General features: G+C 58.3%; 9 protein-coding genes and 3 pseudogenes. 8 read left to right on the forward strand and 4 right to left on the reverse strand.

Annotated elements, in window-relative coordinates; all coding sequences use genetic code 11:
• Positions 1 to 60: 60 nt before the first annotated feature.
• The 7 genes and pseudogenes from ACOAPY_RS18065 to istB form a co-directional block, all read left to right on the forward strand.
• A pseudogene (locus ACOAPY_RS18065) lies at positions 61 to 903 on the forward strand (IS4-like element ISPa45 family transposase); the annotation flags it as partial.
• A 2-nt stretch (positions 904 to 905) separates the two neighbouring features.
• Positions 906 to 1,679: pseudogene (locus ACOAPY_RS18070) on the forward strand (IS5-like element ISPa16 family transposase); the annotation flags it as partial.
• A gap of 277 nt (positions 1,680 to 1,956) precedes the next feature.
• Complete coding sequence (locus tag ACOAPY_RS18075; RefSeq protein WP_465154216.1) at positions 1,957 to 2,352, forward strand: GtrA family protein; 396 nt, start codon at positions 1,957 to 1,959, stop codon at positions 2,350 to 2,352.
• A 16-nt stretch (positions 2,353 to 2,368) separates the two neighbouring features.
• Entirely contained in the window at positions 2,369 to 3,319 is a 951-nt protein-coding gene (locus ACOAPY_RS18080; protein ID WP_465156853.1) for a glycosyltransferase family 2 protein, read from the forward strand.
• Entirely contained in the window at positions 3,319 to 4,734 is a 1,416-nt protein-coding gene (locus tag ACOAPY_RS18085) for an ArnT family glycosyltransferase (RefSeq protein ID WP_066698126.1), read from the forward strand. Before ACOAPY_RS18080 ends, ACOAPY_RS18085 begins: the two co-directional genes overlap by 1 nt.
• A gap of 333 nt (positions 4,735 to 5,067) precedes the next feature.
• Positions 5,068 to 6,567 carry an IS21-like element ISPst3 family transposase gene (istA, locus tag ACOAPY_RS18090; protein ID WP_121355838.1) on the forward strand — a complete coding sequence of 500 codons (1,500 nt, stop codon included), beginning with the start codon at positions 5,068 to 5,070 and terminating at the stop codon, positions 6,565 to 6,567.
• Positions 6,560 to 7,363 carry an IS21-like element ISPst3 family helper ATPase IstB gene (istB, locus tag ACOAPY_RS18095; protein ID WP_011911830.1) on the forward strand — a complete coding sequence of 268 codons (804 nt, stop codon included), beginning with the start codon at positions 6,560 to 6,562 and terminating at the stop codon, positions 7,361 to 7,363. The genes istA and istB overlap by 8 nt, the downstream gene beginning before the upstream one ends.
• A gap of 436 nt (positions 7,364 to 7,799) precedes the next feature.
• Here the strand turns inward: istB and hrpB are convergent, their stop codons facing one another.
• The gene (hrpB, locus tag ACOAPY_RS18100) at positions 7,800 to 10,319 is read right to left on the reverse strand and encodes an ATP-dependent helicase HrpB (RefSeq protein ID WP_142028699.1); all 2,520 of its coding nucleotides are present in this window, start codon (positions 10,317 to 10,319) and stop codon (positions 7,800 to 7,802) included.
• A gap of 103 nt (positions 10,320 to 10,422) precedes the next feature.
• Here hrpB and ACOAPY_RS18105 point away from each other — a divergent pair.
• Positions 10,423 to 10,548: pseudogene (locus ACOAPY_RS18105) on the forward strand (IS3 family transposase); the annotation flags it as partial.
• Here the strand turns inward: ACOAPY_RS18105 and ACOAPY_RS18110 are convergent.
• The 3 genes from ACOAPY_RS18110 to ACOAPY_RS18120 all read right to left on the reverse strand — a co-directional run bounded on the left by ACOAPY_RS18110 (position 10,523) and on the right by ACOAPY_RS18120 (position 12,722).
• The gene (locus ACOAPY_RS18110; protein WP_465154217.1) at positions 10,523 to 10,831 is read right to left on the reverse strand and encodes an HAD domain-containing protein; all 309 of its coding nucleotides are present in this window, start codon (positions 10,829 to 10,831) and stop codon (positions 10,523 to 10,525) included. The pseudogene ACOAPY_RS18105 and the gene ACOAPY_RS18110 overlap by 26 nt on opposite strands.
• Positions 10,759 to 11,565 carry an inositol monophosphatase family protein gene (locus ACOAPY_RS18115; protein WP_142028698.1) on the reverse strand — a complete coding sequence of 269 codons (807 nt, stop codon included), beginning with the start codon at positions 11,563 to 11,565 and terminating at the stop codon, positions 10,759 to 10,761. The genes ACOAPY_RS18110 and ACOAPY_RS18115 overlap by 73 nt, the downstream gene beginning before the upstream one ends.
• A gap of 701 nt (positions 11,566 to 12,266) precedes the next feature.
• Complete coding sequence (locus ACOAPY_RS18120; RefSeq protein ID WP_142028697.1) at positions 12,267 to 12,722, reverse strand: hypothetical protein; 456 nt, start codon at positions 12,720 to 12,722, stop codon at positions 12,267 to 12,269.
• Positions 12,723 to 12,773 lie beyond the last annotated feature (51 nt).

Genomic DNA, 12,773 nt, shown 5'->3' on the forward strand with positions numbered 1-12,773 from the left:
CAACCGCCCCCTTTTGGCCCCTCATTCCACACCGTTTGACACCGCCCAGCAAACCCTGGCTTGAAAATTGTACAAAAAATAACCAGCCAGCTCGATTGTCCCGACTTCATCGATACCCACCGCCAGCGCCCTCACGACTTTACCCGCCGACGCCAACTGACCTTCAAGAACCTCGTCCTGTTTTTGCTCAATCAGCCACGCACCGCCCTGCAAACCGAGCTCGATCAGTTCTATCGCGTGCTCAACCAGGCCTCGGCCGAGACCCAGGTGGTCACCGCGCAGGCCTTCAGCAAGGCGCGCGGCAAGCTCAAGCCCGAGGTCTTCGAGAGCCTCAACCAAACCCTTCAGCAACAGCTCGACAGCCTCGGGCTGCGCCAGACGTGGCGCGGGTTACGGGTACTCGCCGTGGACGGCTCGACCGTCCATTTACCGCTGGAGTCGGTCATGACGCGCTTTTTCGGCTGCCATAGCGAGTTTCCCGTTGCCCGTCTGTCCATGCTCTACGACGTCGCCGACGGCCAGACGCTACACAGCCTGATCGTGCCATCCGCAGTCGGCGAGCGCGATTGCGCCCATCTGCACCTCGCGCATCTGCCCGCTGACAGCCTGACGTTGTTTGATCGCGGCTACCCCGGACACTGGCTGTTTGCGCTGTTCGAGCAGCACCGGCGACATTTCCTGATGCGCCTGCCGTGTGGCTACAACGCGCAGGTCAAACAGTTTCTCCGCTCGGGGCAGACAGAAGACACGCAGTTCTTCTCTGCCAGTCATCCCGAGGCGCGCCTGTTCTGTACCGAGGCCGGCGTCGATCCCGCGGGCCGGGTCGAATTGCGCCTGATCCGGGTCGAGCTAGCCAGCGGTGAAAGCGAAGTGCTGCTGACCTCCCTGCTGGATCGACAGGCCTTGGCTACAGTGATCCGGCAATGGAGGAAGCGCTGTACGAGACGACCATCCTGCGCCAGTTCGCCGGGTTGAGCCTGGAGCGCATTCCCGACGAAACCACCATCCTCAACTTCCGTCGCTTGCTGGAGAAACATGAACTGGCAGCCGGCATCCTCGGCGTAATCAATGGCTACCTGGGGGATCGCGGCCTGTCGCTGCGCCAGGGCACTATCGTCGATGCCACACTGATCCACGCGCCCAGCTCGACCAAGAACCAGGACGGCAAGCGCGACCCGGAAATGCACCAGAGCAAGAAAGGGAACCAGTATTACTTTGGCATGAAGGCGCACATCGGCGTAGATGATGAGTCGGGGCTGGTACACAGCGTGGTAGGCACGGCAGCCAACGTGGCGGATATCACCCAGGTCGACAAACTGCTGCACGGTGACGAGAACGTCGTCTGCGCCGATGCCGGCTACACCGGCGTCGAAAAGCGCCCCGAACATGCTGGCCGCGAAGTGATCTGGCAGGTCGCAGCACGCCGCAGCACCTACAAGAAGCTCGATAAACGCAGCGCCCTGTACAAAGCCAAGCGCAAGATCGAGAAGGCCAAGTCACAAGTGCGAGCGAAGGTCGAGCACCCGTTTCGAGTGATCAAGCGCCAGTTCGGTTACGTGAAGGTGCGCTTCCGTGGCCTGGCCAAGAACACCGCTCAGCTGGTGACGCTGTTCGCGCTGTCGAACCTATGGATGGCGCGCCGACATTTGCTGACTACCGCAGGAAAGGTGCACCTGTAATGCGGAAAATGGCTGCTGCGAGGTGCTCGCGGCGGCCAAAAACGGAGAACTGAGCGGGTTACCTGGTCGATTTTGATCGACGGCCCGCTTTCAAAAGCAGCGAGGGCTGAAGTCGACCGGAAATACAGGGTTACTTCAGACCTTCCCTAACAACCACCCAACACCAAAATTACATTTTGGTAATATCGACGCTCTTAAACATTTTTTTCACACGCCGGCTCCCATGAGTAGTTATAGTCAACACCATACAGCCTCTTGAACACATGCAGTTCTCTCAATGATATCGCCACCCTCTATAACCTTGCCTTACTATCTGATCGTTGGAATATTTGCCACTGGCGCTCATTACATAACACTTTTGTTATTGTCTCTGGTTCTGCCCGCACTCATTGCGACGTTACTGGGAGCAATAGTCGGGACTGTTGTTAGTTATCAGGGCAACAAGCGCTGGACGTTTACAAAGGCTCGCCCATCCGACACTTATCAATGGCTGCGCTTCAGCATCACGGCCTTGGTCTACAACGTTACAAACCTGGCCCTGATGGCGTTCCTGCTGGAGCACTGGCCCCAGCGCCTATGGCTGATGCAGGTGATCACCACCTGTGCCCTGACGTTGATCACTTACCAAATCAACCAGTACTGGAGCTTTCGCCATGAATCGATCAAGAGCTGAGCGCTCCCCACGTCCGATGCTCAGTGTGATTGTCTGTTGTTATAACGAAGCCAAGGTACTGCCTTTTTTTCATAAGCGGCTAATGGCTGTACTTAAGACACTCAGCATTCGCTACGAAGTAGTGTATGTCAACGACGGCAGCCGCGATGAAACACTGGCGCTACTGGATGGTTATTGCCAGGCGCCTGGCGTTCGTTGTTTGAACCTGAGCCGTAACTTTGGCAAGGAAGCCGCCATGGTCGCCGGTATTGATTATGCGGTCGGGGATGCGTTGTTATTTATTGATGCCGACTTGCAAGACCCGCCCGAACTTATTCCACTCATGGTTCATCATTGGTTGACCGGTAGCGATATCGTCAATATGCAGCGCCGCAGTCGCCTGTCTGATACCGCAAGCAAACGTATCAGTGCCCACCTCTATTACAAACTGATGAACTTTTTGGCCGACAAGTTTGATGTTCCCGCAGACGTCAGCGACTTCCGCCTGATTGGCCCGGCGCCCCTGGCAGCGCTGCGCGGTATGCCGGAACGGACGCGTTTCATGAAGGGCCTGATCAGTTGGCTGGGGTTCAATACCATCGAGTTGCCCTATGACCGTGAGCCGCGCAGCGCCGGCCTCGGCAAATGGGGGCCGCTGGCACTGATCGACCTCGGTATCGAAGGCGTATTGGCGTTGTCGCGCAAGCCGTTGCGCTGGTTCAGCCTGCTCAGCCTGATGATTTTCATCGCCACCATGGTGTTCATCATCCAGCAGATGAGCGTAAACACCGCCAATGCCCATCACGTGATCATGGGCATTGCTGCGTTCATTACCGTGGGCATAGCAATGATCGGCGAATACCTCGGGGCTACGTTGAGCGAAGTCAGGCAGCGTCCCATCTATCTACTCGACAACCTGCTCGGCGAAGCCCCTGAACGGCCGGAGCACCCCTGCCCGATACACCCTCGTGAACAAGAAAACCACTGATGATAACGACCCGTACGCTATGGCTGGTATTGATCGCCATTTTGGCCCTGCGCCTGGCAAGCCTGGGGCTGTACCCGCTGATGGACACCTCGGAAGCCCGCTACGCGGAAATGGCCCGCAAGATGCTGGTACTCGGCAACTGGGTAACCCCGCTGTTCGAGCTGGACGTACCTTTTTGGGGCAAGCCGCCACTGTCGTTCTGGACCCAGGCGCTGGGCATGAAGTTGCTGGGTATCAATGAATTCGCCATTCGCTTTCCGGCGTGGCTGCTGCATGTCGCCAGTTGCCTGATCATCATCCGGTTTGCCCGTGAGCAGGCCGATGAAAAAACGGCGGTATTGGCGGCAATTATCTTTTCCAGCTCAACCCTCGGCCTGTTGTCAGCAGGTGTGGTGTTGACCGACCCGGCATTGAGTTTCTCGGTACTGCTGGCCAGCTATGGCTTCTGGTGCGGCATGACACGGGGCGACCGCCGTTGGGCACTGGCAGGATTTGCCGGCCTGGGCCTCGGGTTGCTGGCAAAGGGGCCGTTGGTGCTGGTGCTGGTGGGGGCTCCAGCTGTGATCTGGACGCTTTACTACCGACAATGGCGTGCCTTTTTGCACTTGCCCTGGCTGCTGGGCCTTGCGTTGATGCTGGTGATTGCCGTGCCTTGGTACGTGATTGCTGAACAGCGCACGCCGGGGTTTCTCGATTACTTCCTGATCGGCGAGCACTGGAAGCGTTATGTGGTCAGCAAATGGGCCGGAGACTTGTACGGCAGCGCCCATGCCCGGCCCACGGGCGCCATCTGGATGGACCTGATGCTCGCGCTTTTTCCCTGGACGCTGCTGTTGCCAGCGGTGTACTTCGCCCTGCGCCGCTCGGCCCTGTCGGGTCGCTACTATGGTTTTATCGCCCTGTGGGCCCTGGCTACGCCGGTATTTTTCACGTTCTCCAGCAATATCCTGTGGACTTACGTGCTGCCATCGCTGCCGGCCTGGAGCCTGCTGCTGGCTGGCGCACTCAAGGCTGTGCCCTGGCAAACCGGCAAAACCATCATTGGGTTGATCCTCGCGCTGCTGCTGCCGGTATGGCTGCTGATCGCTGCCATCGACGGCCGCGCCTTTGACCGGCCGAATAACCAACGTGATCTCGCCAGGGCCTGGCAGCAGTTGCAGGCAGAGCGTCCCGGAACCCTCTTTTACTGGGGCCGGCGCTCGTACTCGGGGGAGTTCTATACGCAGGGGCAGGCACGCCGGGTCGAGGACTTGGCTACCTTGCCCGTTGACCGCAGCTTTTACATCGCCCGTCGGGTACGTGACCTCAAGCGAGGCATCCAGGGCTTGCAGCCGTTCAATTGTGTCGAGCAACTGCGTGCCAGCCAAAGCGTGTTATTCAGGTGCGAACCACTGAAAGCACCCACTGACCTGTAGGAGCCGGCTTGCCGGCAACGCCCTGGCGACCAGCATCAACAGCGTTGCGTTACGGCTACCAGACCAGCTCCTGGCTGCCCCTTTGCCCCGATACATCATCAAGCTGGGGGCGCTTTCCGGGCTGGGAATCGACCATGCACTGATGCTGGGCCTGCAAGTGAAGACCGCGTTCTAAAGCGCTAGCGCATAGGCATCTGGATTAATCTTGATCTTGGACCTGTTGCCGCTGACCGAAAACTGACCCAGTAGAGGCTGTTCTGCCGACTGAAAACTGACCCAGGTGTTCAACTGCTTCTGCTCAATTATTGAGCAGGAGAACACAGGGTGATCAGTATGGAAATGATGGGCAAAATTCGGCGGATGTATTTCCGCGACAAGCTGTCGCTGCATGAGATAGCGAAGCGCACCGGGCTGGCGCGCAACACGATTCGCAAGTGGGTCAGAGCACCTGAGGCCAAGCCGCCGGTCTACCAACGCCGCGCGATCTTCAACAAACTCAGCCCTTTTCACGCCACGCTGGAGCAGGCGCTAAAAGCCGATTCGCTGCGGCCCAAGCAACAGCGGCGCAGTGCCAAGGCGCTGTTGGCGCAAATCAAAGCCGAAGGTTATGACGGTGGCTACAGCCAGCTCACCGCGTTTATCCGTGCCTGGCGAGGGGGACAGGGCAAGGCGTCGCAGGCCTTTGTGCCGCTGACCTTTGCTCTTGGCGAGGCGTTTCAGTTTGACTGGAGCGAGGAAGGCTTGCTGGTCGGCGGCATTTACCGGCGTATGCAGGTGGCACATCTGAAGCTGTGTGCCAGCCGTGCGTTCTGGCTTGTGGCGTATCCGAGCCAGGGCCATGAGATGTTATTTGACGCCCATACACGCTCGTTCGGCGCCTTGGGCGGCGTGCCGCGCCGGGGCATCTACGACAACATGAAGACCGCCGTCGACAAGGTCAATAAGGGCAAAGGCCGGGCGGTGAATGCGCGCTTTGCGGTGATGTGCGCGCATTACCTGTTCGATCCGGACTTCTGCAACGTCGCCGCTGGTTGGGAAAAGGGCATCGTTGAAAAGAACGTGCAAGACAGCCGCAGGCGTATCTGGCTAGACGCCCAGGACTGCCAGTTTCACTCCTTCGAGGAACTCAATGCCTGGCTGGGCCAGCGCTGCCGCGCGCTTTGGAACGAGCTGACGCACCCTCAATACAGCGGGCTGAGTGTAGCCGAAGTGCTGGAGTTGGAGCGCGCTGAACTGATGCCTGTGCCAGCGCCATTCGACGGTTACGTCGAGCGGCCTGCGCGGGTCTCCAGCACCTGCCTGGTCAGCGTCGGGCGCAACCGCTACTCGGTGCCGTGTGAGTACGCGGGTAAGTGGGTCAGCAGCCGTTTGTATCCGACGCGAATCGAGGTGGTGGCTGACGACGCGCTGATCGCCAGCCATGTCCGCTTGCTGGATCGCGACCAGGTCAGCTATGACTGGCAGCACTACCTCCCGCTGATCGAACGCAAGCCCGGTGCGCTGCGCAACGGCGCGCCCTTTGCTGATCTGCCGGCGCCGCTGCGTCAGCTTAAGCACGGTCTGGGGCGTCATGCCGGCGGTGACCGGATCATGGCGCAAGTTCTGGCTGCCGTACCGGTCGCCGGGCTCGATGCGGTGCTGGTGGCTGTTGAGCTGGTACTGGAAAGCGGCAGCCTGAGCGCCGAACACATCCTCAATGTCGTGGCGCGCCTGGCCGCGACCGAACCACCACCCAGCGTCGAAACCCACTTGTCGCTCAAGGAAGCCCCCGTCGCTAACACGGCGCGCTACGACCGCCTGCGTGGCCAGGCCGAGGAGGTCGGTCATGCGTGATTTGATGGCGGAACTCAAGGAGCTGCGCCTGCACGGCATGGCCACGGCCTGGGCGGAGTTAACTGCACAGGGTGAGTCGAACACAGCCTCGTCCAAGTGGCTGCTCGAACACCTGCTGGAACAAGAGCACACAGATCGCGCCATGCGCTCGGTGAGCCACCAGATGAACATGGCCAAGCTGCCGATGCACCGCGATCTGGCCAGCTTCGATTTCAACGCCTCTAGCGCCGACGCACGCCTGATCAGCGAGCTGGCCAGCCTGGCCTTTACCGACACCGCGCAGAACGTGGTGCTGATCGGTGGGCCAGGCACCGGTAAAACCCACCTAGCCACCGCGCTGGCCGTGTCCGGCATCACCCGGCACGGTAAGCGCGTGCGCTTCTACTCCACGGTCGATCTGGTCAATCTGCTGGAGCGCGAAAAACACGACGGCAAAGCCGGGCGGATCGCCCAGGCACTGCTGCGCATGGATCTGGTCATCCTCGACGAACTGGGTTATCTGCCGTTCAGCCAGGCTGGCGGTGCGTTGCTGTTTCACCTGCTGTCCAAGCTGTACGAACACACCAGCGTGGTGATCACCACCAACCTGAGCTTCGCCGAATGGTCGAGCGTGTTCGGCGACGCCAAGATGACCACCGCCCTGCTGGATCGGCTGACCCACCACTGCCACATCGTCGAAACCGGTAACGAGTCCTATCGCCTGCAACACAGTAGCTTGGCGGCCCAGGCCAAGATCAAATCACGGGAGCGAAAGCGTAAGGGCGGCCAGGAACCGGAGGACGATGAGCCGTTCTGATTTCATGGCGACGACGGCCTGCTGCATGGCTGCATGTGGCAGGTCTTCAACAGCTGAACTGGGCTAGCGAAGGAGTGGGGGCAACAGCAGCTGCGCTGGTAGACTTATCCACAGTTGCTGGTAACAAAATCAGCAATCCGTCCTGGGTCAAATTTCAATCGGCAGGGTGGGTCAATTTTCCATCAGCGCCAACAGCCTGTCACCAGCGTCTGCTTCCGGCCAGGAGCAGCCATAGGGTATAGCCACTGCTCCGATAGCTTTACCAATTACGCGTCAGAGCCCTTTGCGAACATACCTTCAAGGCGTATAGCTTCACTGGCCAAGCAACTCAGCCGATAGACCAAGACAGCAGGAAGCAAGCTGCTAACTAAAGCGCCTTCAAGGAGCCCCAAATGCAGGTGCTCAACTCAAGGACTAATCAGCAGTGGCTGTTCTTCTATTTTCTTGGCTTTGCTCTCGCTGTCGGCTCGGCCTGCATAGGATCATCAGGCCACCAATGCTTAGGGTACCTACCCTTCAAATCCCTCTTCACATCGATATAGGTATTCGCCCAAAAGCTGGCTAGATCCTGGGTCACCTGCACGGGTCTACGAGCTGGCGACAGGAGGTGCAGCAACACGCCCTGGTACCCACCTGCAATACGCGGCGTCTCAGCTAACCCAAACAGCTCCTGCAGGCGCACAGCAAGCACAGGAGGATGCTCTGAGTAATCCAGGGCAATGCGAGACCCAGAGGGCACCTGCAGGGTCTTCGGAGCCATCTCATCCAAGCGCTGAGGCAGCGGCCAGGGCAGGAGGCCCAGTAGGATGCCCGGCAGATCTAAGGTCGCGAAATGGCTGAGACGATTGACCTTGCCTAGGTACGGCAGCAGCCAGTCCTCCAGCGTCGCCAGCAACGCGACGTCACTCAGGTCCGGCCATTCGCTATAGCCCTTCTGCTCCAGGTCGAGGCGACGTAGCAGCGCCACCCGCGCCTGCCACTGGCGCAGCTCCGGCGTCCAGGGCAGCAGCTCCAGGCCCTTACGCCGCACAAGTCCGATAAGGGCTTTTGAGCGTGCATCTTCATCAAGGCAAGGTAAGGCCGCCCGACTGAGGACAAGCTCACCCACACGCTTTTGCCTCTCCGCCTTCAGCGCACCTTCACGCTCATCCCACTCAAGCTCGTCTTGCTGCGTTACTTGCTCAGCAAGCACAGTGTCGAAGAGTGAAGGATCAAGGGCTGCCGCAAGATAGATGCGCTCTTCACGCTGGCCCTGCCTACTCCCAAGATCCGCAATCACGAGCCAGTCCTCTTTCATCAGCGCATCTGGCTCACCGAACTGAGCCGCACGCCCGTTTGCAAGCCTGTAGTTGCCGCCGCCATCACGACGCTTAAGCGCAACGCGATCCGGGTAGGCGAACGCCAGCAAAGCACCCAACCAGCGAGGATGATCAGGGTCGGCTACTTGTTCTGATGCTGGGCCTCGCAGATAGCTTCGGAACTGCCTAGATAGTTTGCGAGCACGCTGTACGCCCCCTCGACCAGCTCGAGAGCCAGGCTCATTGTTCATCACGGTAATGCGATCAAGTAGATCAGCGCCGGCACCTCGAAGGATGTCCTTTTCGCCAAGTAGTGCTGCGACATCGCAAGCCAGGTTTCCAAGTCCAAGCGCCTGACCACGTAGGAGCAAATGAGCGATTCGCGGATGGGTCGGTAGCTCCGCCATGGCCTGTCCGTGTGAGGTGATCGCACCGCGTTCATCGAGAGCGCCAAGTCGAAGAAGCAGATCTCGAGCCTGAGCGAATGCTGCAGCCGGAGGAGCATCCAACCATGCTAGCTCAGCTGGTTCGACGCCCCAGCGCGCAAGCTGCAGTGCTAGACCGGACAAATCCGCTTGAAGGATTTCTGCAGCGTCGAAGGCAGCGAGCTGATCATGCTGAGCTTCCGACCACAGCCGGTAGCATACTCCCGGCTCGAGCCGCCCTGCTCGCCCAGCACGCTGAGCGGCAGCAGCTCGAGATACTCGTTGAGTGTCGAGTCGGGTCATACCGCTGACCGGGTCGAAGCGAGGAGCCCGCGCTAAGCCAGCATCCACCACGACACGCACGCCATCGATGGTCAGACTGGTCTCGGCGATATTGGTCGCCAGCACCACCTTGCGCGTGCCGGCAGGCGCCGGCTCGATGGCGGCGCGCTGGGCAGACAGATCCAGCTCACCGTAGAGCGGGCAAAGCAGAACATCGCTGCGCCCCTCAAGCTGCTCTTTCAACTGATCGTGCACGCGACAGATCTCGGCTTGGCCGGGTAGGAAGACCAAGAGGCTTCCGCTTTGCTCGGCAAGTGCTTGCTGGCAAATCTGCACGACCCGGGGCTCAACATTGTCGCCAGGTCGGTAAGGTCGCCCCCAGTTAGTTGTGACCGGAAACATACGCCCTTCACTACATACGATAGGTGCGTCATCCAGTAGCTTAGAGAGGCGATCACCTTCCAGCGTCGCGGACATCAAGAGAATCTTTAGAGGCTGGCTCTCGTCTCTAAGCAGATCGCGGCCATTCAGGCAGAGTGCGAGAGCAAGATCAGCCTCAAGTGTCCGTAGATGGTATTCATCGAAGATAACCACACCCACCCCATCCAACGTAGGATCCTCTTGGAGCCGGCGAGCCAAGATGCCTTCCGTGACCACTTCAATCTGGGTGCGCGGACCTACCTTACTTTCAAGGCGAATGCGATAGCCGACAGTCTCACCAACCTTCTCTCCTAGCTCACTGGCTAGCCGCTCAGCGGCAGCCCGAGCAGCCAGCCGGCGAGGTTCAAGCATCAGAATCTTCTGGTCACCAAGCCAAGGTTCATTCAGCAAAGCTAAGGGAACCCGAGTGGTCTTGCCTGCACCAGGTGGCGCTTCAAGAATCACTTCATTACGGCCGGCCAGAGCCTCTCGTAGGTCTGGCAATACGAGGTCAATTGGTAAGGAAATCATCGAAGCCCCCAAATCAGGGAAGCAGTATATGCTGGGCTTTTAGTGATGTTTTCGATCTGAGTTTGCTGGTCAATATTTATTGGCATTAGCAGTCTGTTTCGGCGCGGCCATGAAGATCAGCCATTACCTGATGAATCGCTACAACTGGATCAGACCAGGTCAATTCAACCATGGGCTACCACCTGCGGTCGCCGAAGCAAAACTTAACCCACTGCCCGGGATGGGTTGAGCACTACAAAGTGGCGCGCCCAGCTTGTACTCAGTACCACTTGGACGTGAGGGCAATCCTCCAGCACCTCAATCAAGATATCTACCCACATGAAAAGCGAGCCCTCAGCTCGCAATTTCGGCCCTTTCCGGGTCATGAGAACGGCGTCCGAATGCAGAACGCCATCGAAGTCGAGGAAAAGTACTTTTGGAGGATTGGAGGCCCGGCGCATTAAGCTGCAAACAGCCTCCCCCAGTCCTTTTGCACAAGCTCTCGGCACGCAAGAGGAGCACCGCCAAAGCATCTTGACGACACGATTGCCATTTTTTCTTTGGAATCGTATGAAATGGGAAATCCGTCCTGATCAAGCAGCACTCCTCGAGCGCCAATAAGCAACGCGTGCCCCCCGACCACATCATGCGCTGACACCGGAACCAGAGAGACGCCGACAACTGCATCACCGGCAGCAACACGTGCCAGGCGATAGGCAATGCTTGGCATTGGAACGAAACCCGCTGGAGCACATAGCTCAGCATTCATTTCTGGCTTGATGGCGGCGGCAGTGCTGATTAGCACTTGGCTACTGGGCCCCAGACTGAGTTGGTCCAGGCGACACGGTGTCTTTTGACCGTTACGCATAACGGAGCCAAGGCCCTTTACCCACGAGATACAATCAGGGCCACGATCTGAAGTCACTGGGGCATAAACCACCCCTAGCACTGGAACAGCGTTGTACAAAAGCCCGACCGAGACAGCCGACCCCATCCGCCCCAGCAGGAAGTCCCGAGTGCCGTCATTTGGGTCAACAACCCAGCAATACTCATGTCCAGTCAGGCGACTTCCCGTCTCTTCTCCCCAGAAGTCGCAGTTCAGTATCTCAAGCAGCGCCGCTCGCAGGAAGGATTCGATCTCTCCATCGACCACTGCCACATCACCACTTCCTCTCGGACCACCAGGACGATCCCACTCTGCAGCCAACAATCGGCCGGCAAGAAGCACCTTTTCGGTTACAGGTTCCAACAAGTCTATGCAGTTCATCGAGCCACCCATATAGCCTTAAGCGGGCCAGTTACGTTCAGCTTTAAGCTGCCAGGGCTAGGAGCCCACCGCACGTGGTCAGCGCCCAAACAGAAACGAAGTGAGACGCCCCACCCGTAGTACATGGCTAGCGGCATAGATGATGTGCTCTGCTAGCGGCTCACGGAGCACCAGATTTGGGAAAGACTTATTATGTACTCATCAAGGCACATCAGTTATCGACACTAATTAATGAGCTCACTCTCGGATCAGGGGGATGGCTCGCGAGGAGTCATGAGCGCACGTGCCCCATCACAGGGATCATGTCGCACAATCTGGCTCAAAAAGCTGCGGATATCGCTGGCGATCGACTCATCAGCCTCCGGCCGTTTCAAAAGTCACTCCACCTGCATAATTGTTCGGCACGCTCATTGGGCATTGGGATTCTCTGCCTCCCCTAGGTTCGAATGTCGCTATCCGCCTCCAGAAGCTTTTCTAGGAGATCATCGAAATCTCGATGCCTTTCGGCGAAGAGCTGCCAGGCCATGCCAACATTCATACCCTGAAGTGCATCTTCCTTTTTCGCCAGAAGCAAGACTTCTGGACCGCTGGGATAGTGGCGCAGAAGACCAAGGGCGCGCCGGCGGAGATCATCTGGGAGAGAGCCATCGTTCTGGATGCCTTAGAGAAACCTACGTGCGGCGATAACAGAAACCGTTCGCTCAATGGGCGTTGTCAGTGGTGGACCCACCGAGCATCGACTGATCAAAGAGGACTTCTACCGGACAACCACTCTGGGCAAGAGTCATATCTCCAGTGATGTAGACGGAGCCATTGTGGACCTTATAAGCCAGAGTAGGATCCATGCCTACATCCCCATACCAGAGCAGACTCTCTAGCAGTTCGAGCTTCCATTGCTCAGCCCCGTTGACGTGGGCCGGCGTCATCAGCTGAACGCTTTGAACAACCCAGTTTGGGGTCTGGGCCTGAAGGAGTGCCTGCAGGGAACGCTCATGGCTAATCATGATCATGCGCTGCAACTGCAGATCCGGCCCGTGTTCCACAAGATGCACATAGAACCAAGGCCGATGGATGTCGTGCTCAACCTCAGCCCACAGCAAAGGCTCAGCGAACGCCGGGTGAGATGGAATTCGAGCATGCAGATACGTCTGAAACATCAGAAATCCCCAAAATATCAATATACAGCATAGCCCATTTTCTCTGAGCGC

It is taken from the genome of Pseudomonas stagnisoli (assembly GCF_048595745.1).
GTDB classification, from domain to species: Bacteria; Pseudomonadota; Gammaproteobacteria; order Pseudomonadales; family Pseudomonadaceae; genus Aquipseudomonas; species Aquipseudomonas alcaligenes_A.

What these genes read in the sequence shown, in the direction of transcription:
- ACOAPY_RS18075 (WP_465154216.1), top strand. Translation starts at nt 1,957, where the DNA reads ATGATATCGCCACCCTCTATAACCTTGCCTTACTATCTGATCGTTGGA.
- ACOAPY_RS18080 (WP_465156853.1), top strand. Translation starts at nt 2,369, where the DNA reads ATGCTCAGTGTGATTGTCTGTTGTTATAACGAAGCCAAGGTACTGCCT.
- ACOAPY_RS18085 (WP_066698126.1), top strand. Translation starts at nt 3,319, where the DNA reads ATGATAACGACCCGTACGCTATGGCTGGTATTGATCGCCATTTTGGCC.
- istA (WP_121355838.1), top strand. Translation starts at nt 5,068, where the DNA reads ATGGAAATGATGGGCAAAATTCGGCGGATGTATTTCCGCGACAAGCTG.
- istB (WP_011911830.1), top strand. Translation starts at nt 6,560, where the DNA reads ATGCGTGATTTGATGGCGGAACTCAAGGAGCTGCGCCTGCACGGCATG.
- hrpB (WP_142028699.1), bottom strand. Translation starts at nt 10,319, where the DNA reads ATGATTTCCTTACCAATTGACCTCGTATTGCCAGACCTACGAGAGGCT.
- ACOAPY_RS18110 (WP_465154217.1), bottom strand. Translation starts at nt 10,831, where the DNA reads ATGCTTTGGCGGTGCTCCTCTTGCGTGCCGAGAGCTTGTGCAAAAGGA.
- ACOAPY_RS18115 (WP_142028698.1), bottom strand. Translation starts at nt 11,565, where the DNA reads ATGAACTGCATAGACTTGTTGGAACCTGTAACCGAAAAGGTGCTTCTT.
- ACOAPY_RS18120 (WP_142028697.1), bottom strand. Translation starts at nt 12,722, where the DNA reads ATGTTTCAGACGTATCTGCATGCTCGAATTCCATCTCACCCGGCGTTC.